This window comes from Microbacterium sp. CH1, assembly GCF_001595495.1.
In the GTDB taxonomy this organism is placed as follows: Bacteria; Actinomycetota; Actinomycetes; order Actinomycetales; family Microbacteriaceae; genus Microbacterium.
The window spans coordinates 449,488-471,249 of sequence record NZ_LOSO01000011.1; the positions used below are offsets into that span (position 1 = coordinate 449,488).

At 71.3% G+C, this 21,762-nt stretch carries 22 protein-coding genes; 20 read left to right on the forward strand and 2 right to left on the reverse strand.

Going from position 1 to position 21,762, the window contains the following annotated elements:
• Positions 1–52 precede the first annotated feature (52 nt).
• Both AUV07_RS05520 and AUV07_RS05525 read left to right on the forward strand, forming a co-directional pair.
• Positions 53–1,840, forward strand: coding sequence for an NAD(P)/FAD-dependent oxidoreductase (locus AUV07_RS05520; protein WP_062634469.1), 1,788 nt, complete (start codon positions 53–55; stop codon positions 1,838–1,840).
• Positions 1,837–2,589, forward strand: a complete 753-nt coding sequence (locus tag AUV07_RS05525; protein WP_062634471.1) for a winged helix-turn-helix domain-containing protein — start codon at positions 1,837–1,839, stop codon at positions 2,587–2,589. The genes AUV07_RS05520 and AUV07_RS05525 overlap by 4 nt, the downstream gene beginning before the upstream one ends.
• 15 nt (positions 2,590–2,604) lie before the next feature.
• Here the strand turns inward: AUV07_RS05525 and AUV07_RS05530 are convergent, their stop codons facing one another.
• Positions 2,605–2,907, reverse strand: a complete 303-nt coding sequence (locus AUV07_RS05530) for a hypothetical protein (RefSeq protein ID WP_062634473.1) — start codon at positions 2,905–2,907, stop codon at positions 2,605–2,607.
• A gap of 100 nt (positions 2,908–3,007) precedes the next feature.
• Between AUV07_RS05530 and AUV07_RS05535 the strand changes: the two genes are divergently transcribed.
• The 12 genes from AUV07_RS05535 to aroQ all read left to right on the forward strand — a co-directional run bounded on the left by AUV07_RS05535 (position 3,008) and on the right by aroQ (position 14,862).
• The gene (locus AUV07_RS05535; RefSeq protein WP_082802861.1) at positions 3,008–4,372 is read left to right on the forward strand and encodes a replication-associated recombination protein A; all 1,365 of its coding nucleotides are present in this window, start codon (positions 3,008–3,010) and stop codon (positions 4,370–4,372) included.
• 181 nt (positions 4,373–4,553) lie between these two features.
• On the forward strand, positions 4,554–5,183 hold the full coding sequence (gene rpsD / locus AUV07_RS05540) for a 30S ribosomal protein S4 (protein ID WP_025103514.1): 630 nt from the start codon (positions 4,554–4,556) through the stop codon (positions 5,181–5,183).
• Between the two features lie 110 nt (positions 5,184–5,293).
• Positions 5,294–5,482, forward strand: coding sequence for a hypothetical protein (locus AUV07_RS05545; protein WP_025103513.1), 189 nt, complete (start codon positions 5,294–5,296; stop codon positions 5,480–5,482).
• 55 nt (positions 5,483–5,537) lie between these two features.
• Entirely contained in the window at positions 5,538–8,198 is a 2,661-nt protein-coding gene (gene alaS, locus AUV07_RS05550; RefSeq protein WP_062634475.1) for an alanine--tRNA ligase, read from the forward strand.
• Positions 8,195–8,668: a Holliday junction resolvase RuvX gene (gene ruvX, locus AUV07_RS05555; protein ID WP_062634477.1), complete on the forward strand. Its 474-nt coding sequence runs from the start codon at positions 8,195–8,197 to the stop codon at positions 8,666–8,668. Before alaS ends, ruvX begins: the two co-directional genes overlap by 4 nt.
• A 2-nt stretch (positions 8,669–8,670) precedes the next feature.
• Positions 8,671–10,212 (forward strand): endolytic transglycosylase MltG, encoded by a 1,542-nt coding sequence (gene mltG / locus AUV07_RS05560; RefSeq protein WP_062634479.1) that lies wholly within the window; start codon positions 8,671–8,673, stop codon positions 10,210–10,212.
• A 4-nt stretch (positions 10,213–10,216) separates the two neighbouring features.
• Positions 10,217–11,029: a shikimate dehydrogenase gene (locus AUV07_RS05565; RefSeq protein ID WP_062634481.1), complete on the forward strand. Its 813-nt coding sequence runs from the start codon at positions 10,217–10,219 to the stop codon at positions 11,027–11,029.
• A gap of 58 nt (positions 11,030–11,087) precedes the next feature.
• Complete coding sequence (aroC, locus tag AUV07_RS05570) at positions 11,088–12,317, forward strand: chorismate synthase (protein WP_062634482.1); 1,230 nt, start codon at positions 11,088–11,090, stop codon at positions 12,315–12,317.
• On the forward strand, positions 12,301–12,819 hold the full coding sequence (locus AUV07_RS05575; RefSeq protein ID WP_062634484.1) for a shikimate kinase: 519 nt from the start codon (positions 12,301–12,303) through the stop codon (positions 12,817–12,819). Before aroC ends, AUV07_RS05575 begins: the two co-directional genes overlap by 17 nt.
• Positions 12,816–13,904: a 3-dehydroquinate synthase gene (gene aroB / locus AUV07_RS05580; RefSeq protein ID WP_062634486.1), complete on the forward strand. Its 1,089-nt coding sequence runs from the start codon at positions 12,816–12,818 to the stop codon at positions 13,902–13,904. The genes AUV07_RS05575 and aroB overlap by 4 nt, the downstream gene beginning before the upstream one ends.
• The gene (locus AUV07_RS05585; RefSeq protein ID WP_062634488.1) at positions 13,901–14,425 is read left to right on the forward strand and encodes a GNAT family N-acetyltransferase; all 525 of its coding nucleotides are present in this window, start codon (positions 13,901–13,903) and stop codon (positions 14,423–14,425) included. Before aroB ends, AUV07_RS05585 begins: the two co-directional genes overlap by 4 nt.
• Positions 14,422–14,862, forward strand: coding sequence for a type II 3-dehydroquinate dehydratase (gene aroQ / locus AUV07_RS05590; protein ID WP_062634490.1), 441 nt, complete (start codon positions 14,422–14,424; stop codon positions 14,860–14,862). Before AUV07_RS05585 ends, aroQ begins: the two co-directional genes overlap by 4 nt.
• Before the next feature lie 11 nt (positions 14,863–14,873).
• Here the strand turns inward: aroQ and AUV07_RS05595 are convergent, their stop codons facing one another.
• Positions 14,874–15,212, reverse strand: a complete 339-nt coding sequence (locus tag AUV07_RS05595) for a hypothetical protein (RefSeq protein ID WP_062634492.1) — start codon at positions 15,210–15,212, stop codon at positions 14,874–14,876.
• Positions 15,213–15,388: 176 nt separating this feature from the next.
• Here AUV07_RS05595 and efp point away from each other — a divergent pair, with 176 nt between their 5' ends.
• The 6 genes from efp to AUV07_RS17765 all read left to right on the forward strand — a co-directional run bounded on the left by efp (position 15,389) and on the right by AUV07_RS17765 (position 21,697).
• Positions 15,389–15,949 (forward strand): elongation factor P, encoded by a 561-nt coding sequence (efp, locus tag AUV07_RS05600; protein WP_025103502.1) that lies wholly within the window; start codon positions 15,389–15,391, stop codon positions 15,947–15,949.
• A gap of 3 nt (positions 15,950–15,952) precedes the next feature.
• On the forward strand, positions 15,953–16,363 hold the full coding sequence (nusB, locus tag AUV07_RS05605; protein ID WP_060922157.1) for a transcription antitermination factor NusB: 411 nt from the start codon (positions 15,953–15,955) through the stop codon (positions 16,361–16,363).
• 43 nt (positions 16,364–16,406) lie between these two features.
• Positions 16,407–19,361: a DEAD/DEAH box helicase gene (locus tag AUV07_RS05610; protein WP_062634494.1), complete on the forward strand. Its 2,955-nt coding sequence runs from the start codon at positions 16,407–16,409 to the stop codon at positions 19,359–19,361.
• 80 nt (positions 19,362–19,441) lie between these two features.
• Positions 19,442–21,019 (forward strand): Rieske 2Fe-2S domain-containing protein, encoded by a 1,578-nt coding sequence (locus AUV07_RS05615; protein WP_025103499.1) that lies wholly within the window; start codon positions 19,442–19,444, stop codon positions 21,017–21,019.
• Between the two features lie 43 nt (positions 21,020–21,062).
• Positions 21,063–21,320 carry a hypothetical protein gene (locus tag AUV07_RS17760; RefSeq protein ID WP_060922159.1) on the forward strand — a complete coding sequence of 86 codons (258 nt, stop codon included), beginning with the start codon at positions 21,063–21,065 and terminating at the stop codon, positions 21,318–21,320.
• Positions 21,317–21,697, forward strand: coding sequence for a type II toxin-antitoxin system VapC family toxin (locus tag AUV07_RS17765; RefSeq protein ID WP_062634496.1), 381 nt, complete (start codon positions 21,317–21,319; stop codon positions 21,695–21,697). Before AUV07_RS17760 ends, AUV07_RS17765 begins: the two co-directional genes overlap by 4 nt.
• Positions 21,698–21,762: the final 65 nt, after the last annotated feature.

Consider the following 21,762-nt stretch of genomic DNA (forward strand, 5'->3'; position numbering starts at 1 on the left):
ACGGCGCTCCTATCGTCGCGACCACGACAGTCCCCAGGTCGACAGGAGTTCCATGGACGACAACGCAGCGCGCACAGCGGAGATCGTCGTCGTGGGGGCGGGGGCGGCGGCGCACCGCTTCGTCGCACGGATGCTGGAGGACCCGGACCGTGCCGTGCGGATCACGGTGTTCGGAGACGAGGGACGCCTGCCCTACGACCGCTCCGTCGTGGCGCGCATCGTCGGCGGCACTCCGGCGTCGGCGGGCGAGCTCGATCGCGCGCCGTTCCGCGACGACCGCGTCCGCCTCATCGACGACGACCGGGTCCTGCGGATCGACAGGGGAGGGCACCGCGTGCGGACGCGGTCGCACCGGTGGTACGACTACGACGCGCTCGTCCTCGCGACCGGCACCCACGCCCAGCGGCTCGACGTGCCGGGGATCCGTGCCCGGGGGTCGTTCGTCCTGCGCACGATGGAGGACGCGCACATGCTGCGTGCGTTCCTCGCCGTCCGTGCGACGGAGATGCCGCGGGCGTTGCGCGCGGTCGTCGTCGGCGACGAGGGCGGAGTGGACGCCGCATGCGCGCTGCACGACGCCGGGGTGCAGACGACGATCGTGGACACCGCGGATCGCCTGCTGCCCGCACACCTCACGGTTCCCGGGGCGAGCGCACTCCGCGGGATCGTCGAGGCGCGCGGTATCGCGGTCCGGACGCGGACGCGGGTGACCCGCGTCGACCCCGACGCGACGGGCGCGGTGACGGCCGTGGAGTTCCAGGACGGCACGTTCGCACGGACCGACCTCATCCTGACGACGGGTGCGCGGGCACGGGATGAGCTGGCACGGAACGCCGGGCTCCCCACGCGGCCGGGCGGCGGTGTCCTCGTGGACGCGGACGGGCGGACGTCCGACCCGCGCGTCCTCGCGATCGGCGACGTCGCCGCGGACCCGGCATCCGGCGGCACGGAGGCGGCCCTGGCGTCCGCGGATCGAGCGGCGGCCGCCCTGCTCGGCGATCGGATTGCGAGCCCGGCGGGACACGGGTGGCGCGGGAGTCCCGGCGGTATCGAGGTCGTGGCCCTGCGTGTCGCGGACGGTGACGGGCCGACGGTCGACATCCCTCTTCCGAGCGGGGGAGACCGCATGTTCGGGGAGGTCGTGCTCTCCGAGGATGCCCGCGTGGTGCATCGCGTGACGGTCATCGGCGCGTCGGCGGATGCCTCGCTCGCCGGTCTCGCGCCCGGGTCGCTCGACGGTCAGAGGGCGGCGCGGGCGCTCCTGGCCGCCGCCGTGGCCGCGGACGGAGCGGAGGCCTGCGCACATGGGCTGCGGTGCTCGCCGCTGGAGGTGCTGACAGCGGAGCTCGCGGACCGCGGGATCCGGACCGTCGCGGAGGCTCTGGACGGTGCGGTCGAGAGCCGCGGCTGCGGCCCCTGCCTCCGCCGTCTCGCGCTCGCGCTGCAGGGGCGCGCCGAGGTGAACGTCGGCGTACGGCCCGGCGACCGCGGAAGCCTTCGCTCCGAGGTGCGTCTCCGCGGGACGACGGCCGCTCCCGTCCTGGAGGTGCGCGTCGGCGACGAGTCCGACGGGACGCTGCTCCTCGTCGTGGGTCATCTCGCGGCACGACGCGAGGCGACAGTACGGATCGATCGAGGGCTCCTCGCCGTCAGCGGGCTCCGGGCGGAGGACATACCGGACGCACTCGCGGACCTGCGGAGCGCCGGCGCCGTCGTTCCGGAGACCCTGATCGGCGGGGCGGACCTCGCGCGGCCCGGAGGCCCGATCGGCGTCGTCCGGCACCCGCCACGGACACGGCGACGCGCCGGTACTGCGAGGTCGGCGGAGGGCTCCGCATGAGTGCGCCCCCGCGTCCTGCTCCGGCGCTCGTCGGCTGCCGCGTCGTGGTGGTCGAGGTGCCGCGGCCGGTGCGCCCGGAGCCGGTCGACGTCGACACGCTTCTGCGGATCCTCGCTGCGACCGGCTCGGATGTCGTCCGGATCACCCCGCCCCGGGCGGACCACGCGATCCCGGCCGGCACCAAGCGGACGTTGTACCGGATCGCGTCCGGTCAGGTGGACGCGGTGCTGTTCCCCGTGGCGGAGGCCCTGCCCGGGTGGCTCGCCACCGTGGAACGACTGGGCATGCTCGACGCCATCCGCGAACGGTCGCGCACGTCCCGCCTGCTGCTCGCCACGACCGACGCCGCCGCGACCGCGCGATTGGCGGAGAGCGGCCTGCCCGCATCGACGTCGTGCGGGCCCACCGCGGACGACCTCGCCCGGAGCGCTCTCGCCCCGCTCACGTACGGGGTCCTCGAGCGACGGACGGCGGTGGGGCGCCTGGCGGTGCGCAGCGGAGGCGCGCTGATCGACGGAGGCTTCGTCCCGCTCTCCCGCGGCGCGGTCAGCATCCTCGAGGCCCTGTTCATCGCCGACGGGCGCGTGCTCACCAGGGCGGAGATCGGCCAGGTCCTCCCCGGCGGTCGACGCAGTGCGCGTGCTGTCGAGGTCGCGGTGGCGCGGCTGAGGGAGGCCCTCGGCGACGGGGACCTCGTGCAGACCGTGGTCAAGCGCGGGTACCGGCTCGCCGTCCTCGACGAGGACTGACGACGCCGGAGAGCCTCACTCCGTCGGTGTCTCGGAAGCCGTCGGCACCGGGCTGGGCGCATCGCTCGGGGTCGGGGAGGGAGCGATCGACGAGGTCGGCGACGGCGTGGGCGTCGGTTCCGGAGCGGTCACCTGCGCATGCACGACCTGGCTGACGATCGCGCCCACGACGATGAGGGCGCCGACCGTGATCGCGATGGCGTTGTCGCGGGTGCGTCGGCGGATCTGATCCTGGTGCCAGTGGGTGCGGGCGGTGTGCAGCCGAGCGCGCTCCGCCTCGGTGCGTGCCTGCGCCTTCTTGGAACCGCGTGCGGCCATGCCCTGTCTCTCCCATCCGACGCCGGTCCACGACGTCGCCTGAGAGCCTACCGGGGGCACGGCCTCGCCTCGTGTCCCCGGCCGCCGTTAGCCTGGAGGAATGTCCTCTCCCTCCGCCCTGCTCTCCGGGGCGACACCGCTCGCCGTGCGCATGCGCCCGGTGTCGCTGGACGAGGTCGCGGGGCAGCGCCACCTGCTGCGGGCCGGGTCGCCCATCGTGGCCCTCGCCGATCCGGAGGCCAGCTCGCCCGGAGCGGTGTCGATCATCCTCTGGGGTCCGCCGGGCACCGGCAAGACCACGCTCGCGCAGGCCATCGCCCGCTCGTCCGGCCGCCGGTTCGTCGAGCTCTCGGCCATCACCGCCGGCGTCAAGGACGTCCGGGAGGTCATGCAGGAGGCCATCACCCAGCGCGACCTGTACGGGCAGACGACGATCCTCTTCCTCGATGAGATCCACCGCTTCACCAAGGCTCAGCAGGACGCGCTGCTGCCCGGCGTGGAGAACGGGTGGGTCATCCTCATCGCCGCGACCACGGAGAACCCCTCGTTCTCGGTGATCTCGCCGCTGCTGTCCCGGTCGTTGCTGCTCACGCTGCAGCCGCTCACCGATGACGACATCGGGGTGCTCGTGGACCGCGCGGTGTCGGATGCCCGCGGACTCTCCGGTACGGTCGCGCTCAGCGATGAGGCGCGGTCGGCGCTCATCCGCCTCGCGTCGGGGGACGCCCGTCGTGCCCTCACCGGACTGGAGGCCGCCGCTGCCGTGGCGCTCTCGCACGCCGCCGCCTCCGAGGCCGACGACGACGGCGAAGACCCGGAGACGGTCATCCCGGAGGTCACCGCCGACGACGTGGCACAGGCCGTCGACAAGGCCCTGCTCCGTTACGACCGCCAGGGCGACGAGCACTACGACGTCATCAGCGCCTTTATCAAGTCGATCCGCGGTTCCGACCCGGACGCCGCGCTGCACTACCTCGCCCGCATGATCGAGGCGGGGGAGGACCCGCGGTTCATCGCCCGTCGGCTCGTCATCTCCGCCTCCGAAGACGTGGGGCTCGCCGACCCCCAGGCCCTCGGCATCGCCGTGGCCGCGGCCGACGCGGTGGCCTTCATCGGGATGCCGGAGGGGCGCATCCCGCTCGCCGAGGCCACCGTGTATCTGGCGACGACCGCGAAGTCGAACGCGGCCTACGTCGGCATCGACGCCGCCATCGCCGACATCCGCGCGGGGGGATTCGGGCGCGTGCCCCTTCACCTCCGCGACGCGCACTACCCCGGGGCGAAGCGCCTCGGGCACGGCCGCGGCTACCGCTACGCGCACGACAGCGAGTTCGGGATCGTGCCGCAGCAGTACCTGCCGGACGAGCTCGACGGGCGGCACTACTACGAGCCGAAGAACCTCGGCGCGGAGCGCGACATCAGCGCACGGCTGGAGCGCATCCGGCGCATCCTCGGCGACCGGTGAGCCGACGACCTCGGGTGTCTGCCGCCGTCTGTTAGACTTGAGCGGCTCGAAACCGAGTTTTCGGGCATCTCCTCGTTCACACCCCACCTCGACGGCACCCCGGCGTGCGCCCCGAGGCAGAACGCGGTGATACGTCCGTCGGACGTGAAATCCACGTCCACGTCATCGGAAGGATAACTTCGTGGTCACGAAGTCCCAGGACCGCCGCAAGGTGCGTCTCAGCCGCGCCCTCGGCGTGGCCCTCACCCCCAAGGCCGCCCGCTACCTCGAGAAGCGTCCCTACGCTCCGGGTGAGCACGGCCGCACCAAGCGCAAGGCCGACAGCGACTACGCCGTCCGTCTGCGTGAGAAGCAGCGTCTGCGCGAGCAGTACGGCATCCGCGAGAAGCAGCTGCGCATCGCGTTCAACGAGGCCCGTCGTCAGGACGGCCTGACCGGTGAGAACCTCGTCGAGCTCCTCGAGATGCGTCTCGACGCCCTCGTCCTGCGTTCGGGCTTCGCCCGCACCACGGCACAGGCGCGCCAGCTCGTCGTGCACCGTCACATCCTCGTCGACGGCCAGCTCGTCGACCGCCCGTCGTTCCGCGTGAAGCCGGGTCAGCTCATCCACGTCAAGCCCAAGAGCGAGGGCCTCGAGCCCTTCCAGGTGGCGGCCGCCGGCGGTCACGCCGAGGTCCTGCCGGCCGTTCCGGGTTACCTCGAGGTCGAGCTCGACAAGCTCCAGGCCCGTCTGGTCCGTCGTCCGAAGCGCGCCGAGGTCCCCGTGACCTGTGAAGTGCAGCTCGTCGTCGAGTACTACGCGGCCCGCTGATCCAGCGGAAGAGCATCAGACAGGAGGCGTCGGGGTTCCCGACGCCTCCTGTCGTTTCCGCCTACGATGGAGAGACCGCGCCTTCGCGGCTCTAGGGCAAGGATGACGACATGAAGAATGTGCTGTGGTTCCTGATCGGCGTGATCGGCGGCTTCGTCGCGGCTCACTTCATGAACAAGGACCCGCGGGGCCACGACATCCTGGCCGACGTCGACGCCCGCCTCAACGGCCTCGCCGCGATCCTCAGCGACGCGTATCGCGCGCAGGAGGCTCGGTTGACCGAGCCGGGCGAGAACTGACCCCCCGCATCTGCGCCTCGGCGCGCCCCCTCACGCAAGGACATCCGGCACTCCTATGAAAACTGCGGAAATCGCGCAGCGCTACCTCTCCTACTTCGAGAAGAACGACCACCTCATCGTCCCCTCGGCATCCCTGGTCAGCGACGACCCCTCGCTGCTGTTCACGGTCGCCGGCATGGTCCCGATGATCCCGTACCTCACGGGCGTGGTCCCGGCGCCGCACCCGCGCATCGCCGACCTGCAGAAGTGCATCCGGACCAACGACATCGAGGAGGTCGGGCGCACCGCGCGTCACGGCACTTTCTTCCAGATGCTCGGCAACTGGTCGTTCGGCGACTACTTCAAGGAAGGCGCGATCCGCTACGCCTGGGAGCTGCTCACGAGCTCGGAGGCCGACGGCGGCCTCGGCTTCGACGAGAAGGATCTCTGGGTCACCGTCTACGAGACCGACGACGAGGCCGAGGCGATCTGGCGCGACATCATCGGACTCAAGCCGGAGCGCATCCAGCGCCTCGGCCGCGCGGACAACTACTGGAACACCGGGCAGCCCGGTCCCGGTGGCCCTGACTCCGAGATCTTCTTCGACCGCGGCCCGGCCTACGGCAAGGACGGCGGCCCCGCTGTCGACGACTCGCGGTTCCTGGAGATCTGGAACCTCGTGTTCATGCAGGACTTCATCGAGAACATCCGCGGCAAGACCGAGTTCGACATCGTCGGCGAGCTGCCGATGAAGAACATCGACACCGGCATGGGACTGGAGCGCGTCGCGTTCCTCAAGCAGGGCGTCGAGAACATGTACGAGACCGACCAGGTGCGTCCGGTGCTCGACCGCGCCGTCGAGCTCTCCGGCCGCCGCTATGGGGCGGTCCACGAGGACGACGTCCGCTTCCGGGTGATCGCGGATCACGTGCGCTCCTCGCTCATGCTCCTCTCCGACGGCGTGCGTCCGTCGAACGAGGGCCGCGGCTACATCCTGCGGCGCCTCATGCGCCGGACCGTGCGCGCCATGCGGCTCCTCGGTGTCGACGACCCCGCGTTCCCCGAGCTGTTCGCCGCCTCCCGCGACGCGATGAAGTCGGCGTACCCGGAGCTGGAGCGGGACTGGTCCGTGCTCTCCTCGGCGGCCTTCGCCGAGGAGGAGACCTTCCGGCGCACCCTGGCGCAGGGATCGACCATCCTCGACCTCGCGCTCGACGAGACGAAGAAGGGCGGCGGGAAGACCCTCAGCGGTTCCGAGGCGTTCCTGCTGCACGACACCTACGGCTTCCCGATCGACCTCACCCTGGAGGTCGCCGAAGAGGCCGGACTGGACGTGGACCGCGCCGCGTTCGACTCCCTCATGCAGGAGCAGCGTCAGCGCGCGAAGGACGACGCCCGCAACCGCAAGCGCCAGCTCGCGGATGTCTCGGTGTACCGCGACCTGCGCGCGCTGGGCGAGACGGGCTTCGACGGCTACACGGCCCTCGAGGTGGAGTCCCGTGTGCTCGGCCTGCTCGTCGACGGTGCGCCGGTGCGCAGCGCCGCCGAGGGCCAGATCGCCGAGGTGGTGCTCGCCGAGACGACGCTGTACGCCGAGTCCGGCGGTCAGGTCGCCGACAAGGGCACCATCGTGGGCCCGGGCTACGAGCTCGAGGTTCTTGACGTGCAGCGTCCGGTCCCCGGGCTGATCAGCCATACGGTCGAGGTCTCCCGCGGCACGGTCGCGGTCGATGACATCGCGACGACGATCGTTGACGCCGCGAACCGCCGCGCCGCCCGCCAGGCGCATTCCGCCACCCACCTCGTGCACGCCGCCCTCCGCGACACGCTCGGCCCGACGGCCACGCAGTCCGGGTCGCTGAACCGTGCCGGCTACATGCGGTTCGACTTCGCCTGGTCGCAGGCGCTGTCGACGGACACCCGCACGGAGATCGAGGAGATCACGAACCGCGCCGTGCAGGACGCCCTCGAGGTGACCACCCGGATCGTGACGCTCGACGAGGCCAAGGAAGCGGGCGCCATGGCGCTCTTCGGCGAGAAGTACGGCGACGTCGTGCGGATGGTCGACATCGGCGGCCCGTGGTCGCGTGAGCTCTGCGCCGGCACGCACGTGTCGACCAGTGCGGAGATCGGCCTGGTCAGCGTGGTGGGGGAGTCGTCGGTCGGCGCCTCCAACCGCCGGATCGAGGCTCTCGTCGGAGCGGATGCATTCCGTGAGCTCGCGGCGGAGCGGGCTCTCGTCTCGCAGCTCACCGCCTCCCTGAAGACCCCGCGCGAGCAGCTCCCCGAGCGGATCGCCGATCTCGCCGCGAGCCTCAAGGCCGCGGAGAAGCGCATCGCGCAGTTCGAGGCGAAGGAGCGGGCGGGGCGCATTCCCGCCATCGCCGAGGCCGCGACGCGCGTCGGAGACTTCCGCGTGGCGGCACAGACGCTGGGTGACGTGGCCTCGGCGGACGATGTCCGCGAGCTCGTCAACGGCGTGCGCGACCGGCTCGGCTCCGACCCCGCGGTGGTCGCGCTCGGTGCGGTCGTCAACGGTCGCCCTGTCGTCGTCGTCGCCACGAACGAGGCCGCGCGCGGTGCCGGTGCGAAGGCGGGTGCGCTCGCGAAGCGCGCCGCCGGTGTGCTCGGCGGAGGCGGCGGCGGTCGGGACGACGTCGCCCAGGGTGGCGGCACCGACGCAGCGGCACTGCCCGCCGCGCTTGAGGCCGTCTCCCAGGGGCTGCGCGGCGCGTGACCGGTTATCGCCGCGGGGTCCGGCTCGGCATCGACGTCGGCCGGGCCCGCGTGGGCGTGGCGCGGTCCGATCCGGACGGCATGCTGGCCGTCCCCGTCGAGACCGTACCCCGCGATGAGCGCTCGCTCACGCGCATCGCGGAGCTGGCTGCGGAGTACGAGCCGCTGGAAATCGTCGTCGGTCTGCCCGTGAACATGCAGGGTGCGGACACGCCGTCGACGGTGGATGCGCGCGAGTTCGCGGCGGCTCTCCAGGCGCGGAGCGGTGTGCCGGTCCGCCTCGTCGACGAGCGTCTGAGCACCGTCTCCGCGCATGCGGCGCTGCGGAGTTCTGGGCGATCACAGAAGAACTCTCGTAGCATTGTGGATCAGGTCGCCGCCGTGGTGCTGCTGCAGCAGGCGATCGACACGGAGAAGAGCACCGGAAACCCGGCCGGTGCCCCGGTCCCCGTTGACGAGGAGCCCGCCTGAACATGTCCGAACGCGAGAGCCGTGCGCCCGAGCACGAGCAGAGCACCCGGTTGGGGGATCTGTTCGAGAACCTCCCCGCTCCGTCCCCGCAGGTCCCGACCGCCGGAGATGACACGCCGGCACCCGGATCCCGCCGTGCGGCCAGGGAGGCCGCCGCGCGCGAGCAGCAGGCGCCGCCTGCTCCCGACGCGGGAATCGTGCCCGATGCCCAAGTGCCCGCCCGCCCGGTCTCGGCGTCGGCGGCGACCACCGCGGAGACACCGGCGAACGACCAGCGGCCGGCGGTGCCCGGCGCGGATGCCGAACCGGTCGTGACACGCGCGATGCCCGTCGCCGCGACGAGCGCGGATGAGAGCCCCGCTCCGGGGCCGCGCCGGTCGACCGGCACCGAAGACCCCGCACCCGCGCTGGGCGGAGGACTCGACGAGATCTTCGCCGCTCAGGACGACGGCCGCGATCACGGCGCGCCGACCAAGAAGAAGCGCCGCAAGGGTTGCCTCATCGCCCTGATCATCGTCCTGGTGATCCTCGGCGGCATCGCCACCGGCGGCGTCTGGGTCGCGAACACCTTCGGCGACCGCATCGCCGACGCCATGGGGTGGGGGGAGCCGAAGGACTGGGAGCCCGGTCAGGCGACCGGCGAGGTACTCGTCACGATCAAGGAGGGCGATACCGGCGGACCCGTGTCGACCGCGCTCTATGAGGCGGGCGTCACCAAGACCGAAGACGTCTTCTACGACTACCTCATCGACGAGAACATCGCGGTGACCTTCTATCCCGGCGTCTACCGCCTGCAGAAGAAGATGACCGCCGAGGACGCCCTCGCCGCACTCCGCAACGAGGACAACAAGCTCGAGAACACCGTCTCCATGCCGGAGGGCGGGACGATCGAATCGGCCCTGCCGTCCATGGCGGAGACTCTCGGGATGCCGCTGGCCGACCTCGAGGCAGCCGTCGCCGATCCGTCCGCGTACGGGGTGGAGGCGCAGAGTCTGGAGGGGTGGCTGTTCCCCGCGGTGTACACGTTCGACCCCGAGGTCACCGCGACGCAGGTCATCCAGCGCATGGTCGACCGGACGCGCGAATCGCTCGCCGCCGCCGGCGTCCCGGACCAGGACGCGCAGCGGATCCTCACGATCGCCTCGATCATCCAGCGCGAAGGCCGCACGGACGACTTCGCCAAGGTGTCGCGTGTGATCCAGAACCGCCTCGACGACGACATGCTGCTCCAGATGGACTCGACGGCGCAGTACGGGTACGGCTCCCTGCACGAGGGCGTGGTCTCGAGCTCGGCCGAGGCTCTGGAAGACCCCAACCAGTGGAACACCTACGTGAACAAGGGGCTTCCGGCCACGCCGATCGCGAGCCCGAACGATGCCGCGATCGATGCCGCGATGCACCCCGCGGACGGGCCGTGGATCTACTTCGTCACCGTCAACCTCGAGACCGGCGAGACGCAGTTCTCGGAGACCCTCGCGGAGCACGAGCAGGGCGTGGAGAAGTGGCGGGACTGGTGCCGCGCGAACCCCGACGCCGGTTGCTGACGCGGTGAACCGGAGACGGCTGGCGGTCTGGGGCGACCCGATCGGGCACTCACGGTCGCCGGAGCTGCACGCTGCGGCCTACGCGGTGCTCGGGCTGGACTGGGAATACGGGCGCCGTCAGGTCGGCGCGGAGGGCTTCAACGACGCGATCGAGGCCCTCGACGACACCTGGCGCGGCCTGTCCCTGACGATGCCGCTCAAGGAGGAGGCGTACCGATACGCCGCCACCCGAGACGCCCACGCGGAGTTGACCGGCGCGGTCAACACGCTCCTGCTCTCGGAGACCCCGGCAGGATTCAACACCGACGTCGGCGGGATCGTCGATGCGCTCGGGGACGCCGGCATCCGCGAGATCGGGACGGCGCGGATCCTGGGCGCCGGAGCCACGGCGGCCTCGGCCCTCGTCGCTCTCGCCGACCTGGGGGCGACACGGGTCGAGGTCGCCGCCCGTCGGCCGGAGCGCGCCGCGGGGCTCCTCGGGATCGGGGAGCGACGCGGCGTCGTGGTCACCCCGCGACCGCTCGACGAGGTGGAGGGCGCCGTCGACCTCACGGTGGCGACCCTGCCCTCCGGCACCGTGCTTCCGACGGAGAGTGCCGCCCGACTCGCCCGGAGCGGCGGCACGCTGTTCGACGCCGCCTACGCGCCCTGGCCGTCCGCCCTGGCGGCGGCATGGGGTGCGGCGCCGGTGGTCTCCGGGCTCGGGATGCTGCTGCATCAGGCGGTCCGGCAGATCCGGATCTTCCTGCACGGCGACCCGGTCTCGCCGCTGCCGGGCGAGGACGCGGTCCTCGCCGCGATGCGCGCCACCCTCTGAGCGCCGCCCGACGAAACGCGGCACGGCGCGGGGGGAAACGCATGGGAGACTAGAGCACATGCTCCGCGTGCTCACGGCCGGCGAATCGCACGGCCCAGAACTCATCGCCGTCATGGAGGGTCTGCCCTCCGGCGTCCCGGTGTCGTCCGAGGCCATCCAGGCCGACCTCGCCCGCCGCAAGCTCGGCTATGGACGCGGCTCCCGGATGAAGTTCGAACAGGACGAGCTCACGATCTCCGGCGGCGTCCGGCACGGGAAGACGCTGGGCAGCCCGATCGCCCTGCGCATCGGCAACACCGAGTGGCCGAAGTGGATCGAGGTCATGAACCCGGAGCCGGTGGAGCTCACCGACCGCTCGCGCGGTCGTGGCGCACCGCTGACCCGGCCACGTCCGGGCCACGCCGACCTCGTGGGCATGCAGAAGTACGACTTCGACGAGGCCCGTCCGATCCTCGAGCGCGCGAGCGCCCGGGAGACCGCCGCCCGCGTGGCGCTCGGTGCCGTCGCCCGCTCCTTCCTCGGCGAGCTCGGCATCCGACTCGTCAGCCACACGCTCTCGATCGGGCCGGTGCGCGTGCCGGAGGGCGCGCCGCTGCCGACCCCGGACGACGTGGACGCGCTGGATGCCGACCCGCTGCGGTGCTTCGACCCCGCGACCTCGGCGCTCATGGTCGCGGAGGTGGACGACGCCAAGAAGGACGGCGACACGCTCGGCGGCATCGTCGAGGTCCTCGCGTACGGCCTGCCGCCGGGGCTCGGCTCCCACGTGCACTGGGATCGCCGTCTGGACGCCCGACTGGCCCAGGCGCTCATGAGCATCCAGGCGATCAAGGGCGTGGAGGTCGGCGACGGCTTCGAGACCACCCGTCGCCGTGGCTCCGCCGCCCATGACGAGCTCTTCGCCACCGCCGACGGCATCGCCCGCGGCACGGACCGCGCCGGCGGCACCGAGGGCGGCATGTCCACCGGGACCGTGCTGCGCGTGCGGGCCGGCATGAAGCCGATCGCGACCGTGCCCCACGCGCTGCGCACGATCGACGTCGCGACGGGCGACGAGGCCACCGCGCACCACCAGCGTTCCGACGTCTGTGCCGTGCCCGCGGCGGGGGTCGTCGCGGAGGCCATGGTCGCGATCGAGCTGGCGCGCGCCGTGCTGGAGAAGTTCGGCGGCGACAGCATCCGCGAGACGCGCCGCAACCTGGAGGGATACCTCGACGGCATCCCCGCGGAGCTGCGCACGGCCCCCGCGTCCGAGGCGGCGCTCATCGCGCATGACGAACGAGGCTGAACCGCTGACGCTGGTCCTCGTGGGACCGATGGCGGCCGGCAAGACCAGCGTCGGACGACGGGTCGCACGGCGGCTGGGCGTCGCCTTCATCGACACCGACAAGCGCATCGTCGCCGCGCACGGCCCGATCCCCGAGATCTTCGCCACGCACGGCGAGGCGCACTTCCGGGACCTGGAGCGCGCGGCGGTCCGCGAGGCCCTCGCCGAGGGCGGCGTGGTCTCCCTCGGCGGTGGCGCCGTCACGGATCCGGAGACGCGCGCGCTGCTGCGCGCCCACCCGGTGGTCTTCCTCACCGTGAGCGAGGCGGCCGTCGCCGACCGCCTGCGCGGCGGGACGCGCCCGCTGCTGGCGGGCGAGGAGCCGGTCGAGAAGTGGAAGCGCATCTTCGCCGAACGGCGAGGATGGTACGACGAGGTGGCGTCGACCACGTTCGACACCTCGCGGCGTCCGATGCAGCGCATCGCGGACGAGATCGTGGCATGGAGGAGAGAACAGCGATGAGCACGACGACCATCAGCGTTACAGGGAACGACGCCTACGACATCACGATCGGACGGGGGATCCTCGACCAGGTGTCCGCGGCTCTCGCGCCGGGCGTCCGCAAGATCCTCGTCGTGCACCCGCCGACCCTCGCGGCCCGCGCCGCCGAGCTCCGCGATCGGCTCCTCGCCGACACCGCGGACGGCCCGCGCGAGGTGCTGCTCGCCGAGATCCCGGATGCCGAGCAGGGCAAGCGCATCGAGGTCGCCGCCTTCTGCTGGCAGGTCATGGGCCAGGCGGACTTCACCCGGACGGACGCCGTCGTCGGCTACGGCGGGGGAGCGGTGACCGACCTCGCCGGCTTCGTCGCGGCGACCTGGCTGCGCGGCGTCCAGATCGTCCAGGTGCCCACCACCGTCCTCGGCCTCGTGGACGCCGCCGTGGGCGGCAAGACGGGCGTCAACACCGCGGAGGGCAAGAACCTCGTCGGCGCCTTCTGGGCCCCGCGCGCCGTCGTCGGCGACCTCGACGAACTGGGCAGCCTGAGCCCCAACGAGGCCACCGCCGGCTTCGCGGAGGTCGTCAAGGCCGGTTTCATCTGGGCCCCGGAGATCCTCGACATCGTCGAGGCCGATCCCGCGCGCGCGGTCGACACCTCGACGGACGAGTTCCGCCGAGCCGTGGAGCTCGCGATCGACATGAAGGCGCAGGTCGTCTCGGACGACTTCCGCGAGGCCGGGCAGCGGGAGATCCTGAACTACGGCCACACGCTCGGCCACGCGATCGAGCACGCCGAGCGGTACCGCTGGCGGCACGGGGCGGCCATCTCGATCGGCATGCTGTACGCCGCGGAGCTGTCCCGGCTCGCGGGGCGGTTGCCGGACGCCGCGGCGGAGCGCCACCGCACGATCCTCGAGTCGCTCGGCCTGCCGACGTCGTACCGGGCCGGTGCCTGGCCGCAGCTGCTCGCCACGATGCAGCGCGACAAGAAGAGCCGCGGCGGCATGCTCCGCTTCATCCTGTTGGACGACATCGCCAAGCCCACCGTGCTCCAGGCGCCGGATGAGTCGCTGCTCTTCGCCGCCTACCAGGAGCTCGGCGCATGAGCATCGCCGTTCGGCGCATCACACCGGAGGACTGGCGGGAGGTCAAGGCGCTGCGGCTGCAGGCCCTCGCCGACCCGGCCGCACCGATGGCCTTCCTCGACTCCGTCGAGCACGCCGCCGCACAGCCCGACCGCTTCTGGCAGGAGCGCGCCGCGAATGCCGCGGGTGACGCCGCCGCCGCGCAGTTCGTCGCTATCGCCGACGACGGCACCTGGACGGGGACCGTGACCGTGCTCCCGCATCGCGAGCAGCACGACGCGGGGCTGGTCGTCGGGGTCTACGTGGCGGACACGCATCGCGGTGCGGGCGTCATCGATGCGCTCCTCGACGCCGCGGCGGCCTGGGCCCGCGATCGCGGCCTCCGCGCGCTCGTGCTCGAGGTGCACGTGGACAACTCCCGGGCGCAGGCCGTGTACCGCCGAGGCGGCTTCGTCCGGACCGGGGAGATCGAGACGGCCAACTTCGGGCGGGAATGGGTCATGCGCCGCGAGCTGGTCGACACCGGGAGCGTGCCCGCATGAGCGCCCCGCGTCGGCTGCTGCTCGTCAACGGCCCCAACCTCAACCTCCTCGGCACCCGCGAACCCGAGGTGTACGGCACCGCGACCCTCGCCGACGTCGAGCGGATCACCGCCGAGACCGCTGCCGCCCTGGGGTTCGAGGTGCGGGCGCTGCAGAGCAACCACGAGGGCGTGCTCATCGACGCGATCCACGATGCGCGGGCGGACTGCGCGGGCATCGTCATCAACCCGGGCGGCCTCACCCACACCTCCGTCGCCCTGCGCGACGCGCTCACCGGCGTCGCGTTGCCCTTCGCCGAGGTCCACATCTCCGACGTCTACGCCCGCGAGGAGTTCCGTCACCACTCGTACCTGCACGACGTCGCCGCGGTCCGTGTCATCGGACGCGGCGTGGAGGGCTACGCCGACGCGGTGCGGGACCTCGTCGCGCAGCTCTGAGCGCGCGGGGATCAGGGCAGGCCGACGAGCAGCACGCACACCGTGATGCCCACGAGCGTCAACAGGGCCATGGCGAGGAAACAGGCGGCCAGCGCACGGAGCCGCGGCCGCATGCTCGACACCGCGAGGCGGATGACGACCATCGCGGCCAGGCCCAGGACCAGGATGATCGCGGTCACCAGGCCGACGGTTCCCGCCGCGCCGCCGCTGCGGACGATGCCGATCAGGGGCACGAGGCTGACCGCCGTGAAGATCGTGGCGACGATGAGCCAGACCGCCCCGGACGACGTCCGCAGCGCCGGCTGATTCGCCATCCTGGTCGGGTCGCGGTCGCGGTCGTTCTCGCTCATCTCGATTCCTCCTGTCCACAGCCAGGCTGCCGGTGGCAGCCGCCGGCGTCACGGGGGTTCCCCTTCCACGGACAAGCGTCTATCGTGCCTCCGCGGCGGCCCGCGCCGGGCATCCCGTAGAATCGACTGTCGGCCGACCCCGGCCCCCACGGACTCAGGAACGGAACTCCTCGCACATGGCATCCACCGCAGACATCAAGAACGGCGTCGTCCTCAGCATCGACGGGCAGCTCTGGAGCGTCATCGAGTTCCAGCACGTCAAGCCGGGTAAGGGCGGCGCCTTCGTCCGCACGAAGCTGAAGAACGTCGTCTCGGGCAAGACCGTGGACCGCACGTACAACGCCGGGGCGAAGATCGACATCGAGAACGTCGACCGCCGCGACTACACCTACCTCTACACCGACGGTGACGGGTTCGTGTTCATGGACCAGACCGACTTCGACCAGATCACGCTCCCGGCCGCCACGGTCGGCGACGCGAAGAACTTCCTGCTCGAGAACCAGCAGGTCACCATCGCCCTCAACAACGGCAACCCCCTCTACATCGACCTCCCGGCCTCGGTCATCCTCGAGGTCACCTACACCGAGCCCGGCCTGCAGGGCGACCGCTCGTCCGCCGGTACCAAGCCCGCGACGCTCGAGACCGGCTACGAGATCCAGGTCCCGCTGTTCCTGGAGACCGGCACGAAGGTCAAGGTCGACACCCGCACGGGCGAGTACCTCGGCCGCGAGAAGTAAGGCGTGAGCGCCCGCACGAAGGCGCGCAAGCGCGCGCTCGACATCCTGTTCTCGGCCGACGTCCGCGGCGACGAGGTCGCGGTGGCCCTCGCCGCCGAGGCGAAGCGCGCGGCGAACGAGCCCGCACGTGAGGCGTCGTGGCTGTACGCCCGCGAGATCGTCGACGGCATCATCGACCAGCGCGACGAGATCGACGAGCAGATCACGACGCACAGTCGCGACTGGAAGCTCGAGCGGATGCCCGCCGTCGACCGCGCCCTGCTGCGCATCGGAGCGTGGGAGATCCTCTACAACGACGAGGTGCCGACCGCGGTCGCGATCGACGAGGCGGTGGAGCTCGCGAAGGAGTTCTCCACCGACGAGTCGGGCGCGTTCGTGCACGGCGTGCTCGCCCGCGTCGCCCGCTCGGCCTGAGCGCCGCAGCGGCGGTGTCGGGGGTGCCGGGCAGGATCGTCTCATGACCCGCCCGCCCGCCTCCGCCACCCCGGGAGACGGGGCGCGGGATTGGCGTGCGCTGTTCGAGGCCGGCGCTGCTCCGGCGGCGGCGACCCCCCTCGCGCTCGGGTTCGAGGTGCGCGTCCGCGACGCCCGAGGAGCCAACCCGTGGGCCTCACGCCCGCAGCGCACCGCGACCCCCCGCGACGTCGCCAAGGGTGTGGGGGAGATCCTCCTCGGCATCCGTCCGCTGGAACGGAGCGCGGCGACGGGGTCCTGGGTGCTCGGCTCCGCCACCTGGGACGCGGTCCGCCGCGCGCCGGACCAGTACGGTCGGGAACGGTCGCGGTGGTTCGCCGATCTGCTGAGCATCGCGCGCGACACGCTGCTCTCCGGCACGGCGGGGGACTGGCTCGTCGCCGACCTGATCGAGTCGCGGCTCCTCTGGGGGCATCTGCGGTCGGCGACCGACCTCGGCATCCCGCTCGTGGCGGCGCAGCGGTCGACGACGCTCGTCCTCGCCGACACCGCGGAGCTGACGGCGACCGTGTCCCGTGACGACGACGGCGGCCTCGTCGTCCGTCCGGTCGTGACCCTGGACGGGCGCGAGTCGCTGCCGGGCAGCATCCGCGCCCTCGGGCGCTCCGGCGTGTACGAGGTCGCGCAGAGCGGGTCGCGCTTGCAGGTGACGCTCGCGGAGCTTCCGCTCGCGGGGCCCGCGCCGTCGCTGCTCCGGGCCGGGATGCTCGTCGTCCCCGCAGCGGAGGAGGTGGCCTTCCTCCAGGACGCCTATCCACTCCTCGCGCGCCGTCTCCCCGTCCGCGCGGTCGGCCGCGTCGCGCTCCCCGACCTCCCACCGCCCCGTGCCGTGCTCCGGGTGGCGTTCCGCCGCGGGGACACCGTGGAGTACACCGTCGAGTGGGACTATCGCGGCTTCGGGCGGGTGCCGTTCACGCCGGGTCCGGAGGCCGTGCGCGATCCGGAGGCCGAAGCCTCTGTGACGCATCGGATCCGGAACGTCTGGCAGGAGCACGGCGTCGCGTTCGCCCCCGCAGGGGCCTTCCACGATGTGGAGGCCGCGGAGTTGATGACGCGGTTCGTCCCGGCGCTGGAGGCGGAGGGTGTCGAGGTAGAGGTGTCCGGCCGCCGCAAGACGTATCGCGAGCTCGCCGGGGAGCCGGAGATCACCATCTCGACCGTGGAGAGCACCGACCCGGACTGGTTCGACCTCGGCGTGATCGTCCGCATCGACGGGCGGAACATCCCCTTCGAGCCGCTGTTCACGGCCCTGAGCGCGGGCCGGCGGAAGCTCCTGCTCGTCGACGGCAGCTACTTCTCCCTGAACCACCCGGCGCTCGACCGTCTGCGCGACCTCCTCGACGAGGCCGGGGATCTGGACGAGTGGGAGACGGGTCCGCGGATCAGTCGGCATCAGACGGATCTGTGGGAGGAGTTCGAGGATCTGGCGGACGAGGCCCTTCCCGCGGTGAGCTGGCGGGCCACCGCCGAGGGACTGCGCAGTGCCACTGCGGTGCCGGCGGTGCCCCTCCCTCCGGGGCTCACCGCGCAGTTGCGGCCGTACCAGAAGGAGGGGCTGGACTGGCTCGCGTTCCTCTGGTCGCATCGGCTCGGCGGCATCCTCGCCGACGACATGGGTCTCGGGAAGACGGTCCAGCTGCTCGCGCTCATCCTGCACGCCCGTGCGGCGGGGGAGGGACGTCCGTTCCTCGTGGTGGTGCCGACATCCGTGCTGGCGACCTGGCGCACCGAGGCGGCGCGGTTCGCTCCGGGTCTCCGCGTGATCACCCGGGACTCGACCGCCGGGCCTGCCGTGGCCGCCGTGGCTCGCGAGGCCGACGTGGTGCTCACCACCTACGCCGTCGCGCGGCTCGACGAAGAGGGGTTCGCGGGCGTCACCTGGGCCGGGCTGATCCTCGACGAGGCCCAGTTCGTGAAGAACCCGGCGACGAAGCTGCATCGTGCCGTCGCACGCTTCCCGGCCGGCGTCACCATCGCGGTCACGGGCACACCGCTGGAGAACAGCCTCGAGGAGCTCTGGGCGCTGCTGAAGCTCACGGCACCCGGCCTGTTCGCCTCGGCGCGGAAGTTCCGCGAGCACTACATCCAGCCGATCGAGCAGGGGAAGGTCCCGGAGAACGCGGAGGGCGGACCGTACCGGCAGCGCCGCCTCGCGCAGCTCCGACGACGGATCCGCCCGCTCGTGCTCCGCCGCACCAAGGAAGTCGTCGCCCCGGACCTCCCGCCGAAGCAGGAGCAGGTGCTGGAGATCGAGCTGAGCGCGGGGCATCGCGAGCTCTACGAGACGGTGTTGCAGCGGGAGCGGCAGAAGGTGCTCGGCCTGCTGGAGGACCTCGACCGGAACCGCTTCATCGTGTTCCGCTCCCTGACGCTGCTGCGGATGCTGAGCCTCGCTCCGGGGCTGATCGACCCGGCCGACGCGCGCCTCGGCTCCCGTAAGCTCGACGAGCTCCTGGAGCGGATCGTCGAGCTGCAGGCGGAGGGGCACCGCGCGCTCGTGTTCAGCCAGTTCACGTCCTTCCTCGACATGGCGGCCGCGCGTCTGGACGCCGCCGGGATCCCGTACGCGCACCTCGACGGCTCGACGCGTCATCGCGAGCAGGTGGTCGCGGACTTCGCGGAGGGGGAGCAGCCCGTCTTCCTCATCAGCCTGAAGGCCGGCGGGTTCGGGCTCACGCTGACCGAGGCCGACTACGTCTTCCTCCTCGACCCGTGGTGGAACCCCGCCGCCGAGGCCCAGGCCGTCGACCGCACGCACCGCATCGGCCAGCGCAGCCAGGTGTTCGTCTACCGCATGATCGCCAGCGGCACGATCGAGGAGAAGGTCCTCGCGCTGCAACGCCGCAAGGCCCGCCTGTTCACCGCCGTGCTCGACGACGACGCGCTCTTCGCCCAGGCGCTCACGGCCGACGACATCCGCGGTCTCTTCGACGACTAGACCGTTTTCCCCGGCCCGTCCCGCCGGGCGCTCAGGGAGCCGTCGGTACAATCGAACGGTTCATCTTCGAGAGGAATGCAATGCGGATCACGGGACTCGGCCACGCCGGCATGTTCATCGAGACGGTGGGCGGCAACATCATCTGCGACCCGGTGCTCGGCCCGTCCTTCTTCGGGTCCTGGTTCCCGTTCCCGGACAACCGTGCCCTCGACTGGGAGCGCTACGGTCGTGAAGCCGACTTCCTCTACATCTCGCACCGGCACCGCGACCACTTCGACCCGGCGCTGCTGGAGCGGTACATCCGCAAGGACATCGAGGTGCTCCTGCCGGAGTATCCGATCGACGACCTGGAGCAGGACATCCGGGCGCTCGGCTACACGAACATCACCTACGCGCCCGCCGGCGAGATCATCGAGCGCGGGGCGCTCAAGATGATGATCACCCCGCTGCGCGCGCCGAGCGACGGCCCGATCGGCGATTCGTCGCTCAGCGTGGACGACGGCACCGGTTCGATGCTGAACCAGAACGACTCGCACCCGCTCGATCTCGACAAGCTGCTGCACTTCGGGAAGCCCGACGCCTACTTCACGCAGGTCTCCGGAGCGATCTGGTGGCCCATGGTCTACGACCTGCCGCTGGACGCGAAGCAGAACTTCGCCCGCCTCAAGCGCGAGGCGCAGAACAAGCGCGCGATGTACTACATCGAGAAGGTCGACGCTCCGCACGTCTTCCCGATGGCGGGCCCGCCCATGTTCCTCCGCGACGACCTCTTCGACTTCAACGGGATGGGCCGCAACGGCGAGTCCATCTTCACGGACCAGAAGCAGTTCATCGCGCACATGAAGGAGCTGGCCCCGAAGTACGACGGGCAGCTCTTCGTCCCCGGCACGCTCGTCACGATCGACGGCGGTGCGGTGACCACCGAGCAGACGCTCTACACCGAGGCCGAGCTCGCCCACATCTTCGACGAGAAGTGGGAGTACCTGGAGGAGCAGCGCGCGACCCGCCAGCAGGAGATCCGCGACGAGGAGGCCTCCCGTGCCGAGATCATCCCGCCGGATGAGATGCTGGCCGCGATCAAGGAGTGGTGGGAGCCGCTGCTGAAGAAGTCGCGCACCATCCGCCTCGGCGTCGGCGGGCACGTCCGCTTCCGCATCGGGGAATTGGACATGGTGGTCGACTTCCCGCGCGCCAAGGTCCGCGAGTACGCGGGCGAGGAATGCGTGTACTGGTACACGATCCCGGCCGACCTCGTCTCGACGAACATCCGCGACCACGAGATCGACTGGTCGAACTCGATCTTCCTGTCGATGCAGTTCTCCGTCGGGCGCAGCGGCAAGTTCAACGAGTTCCTCACCACCTTCCTCAAGTGCCTCTCCGTCGACCGGATCGAGTACGTCGAGAACTGGTACCAGGAGCAGACCGACCAGACCGAGGACGCGGAGATCGGCGACTGGGTCGTCCAGCGCCGCTGCCCGCACCTGCGCGCCGACCTCACCAAGACGGGGAAGGTCGACGAGGACGGCATCCTCACGTGCAGCATGCACGACTGGAAGTGGGACCTGAAGACCGGGCGCTGCCTCTCCACGAGCGGCCACCCGATCCGTTCCTCGAAGATCGACGACGTGACGGATCCGGTGCTCCGCGAGGCGAGCTAAGCGCGCCTGTACCACCGAGCGCAGCCGGTGGTACAGTGTGGCGATGCCGACCGCTCTGACCCGTATCCAGGTGACGCAGACCGCCGCGCTGCGCGAGGCGCTGGAACTCGCGGAAAGCGAGTGGCCGGGACTACCGAAGTCGGAGCAGGTGGCGAGGCTCGCGGTGCTGGGGGCGGAGCGGCTCGCAGAGCGAGGATCCCACCGGCGCGCGACCCGGCGGGCGGCGCTCGAGGCGACACGGGGATCGATCGCCTATCCACCGGGGTATCTCGACGCTCTCCGGAAGGACTGGCCGGAGTGATCGTCGTGGACGCCGGTGTCCTCATCGCGCACCTGTCCACCGACGATGTCCACCAGGAGGCGGCGTTCGACATCCTCGATACCGAGGAAGACCTTCTGATCCACCCGATCACCCTCGCGGAGACGCTCGTGCATCCGGCGCGGATGGGCACAGAGCTCGCCGATCTCGCCAAGATCGACTCCCTCGGGCTGCTGCGTCGGGAGGAGACGGTCGATGAACCGGTCCATATCGCGCGGCTCCGCGCCGCGACCTCCCTGAGGCTCCCGGACTGCGCGGTACTCGTCACAGCGGAGGCGTTCGGCGCGACGCTGGCGACCTTCGACCGTCGTCTCGCGACGGTCGCCAGAGAGCGCGGTGTCGAGGTCGTCGGCGTCTGATCCCTCCGATAGACTGAGATCACAAGCAACCTTTAACACCGTCCTGTGAGGCGGAGAAGGGAGCG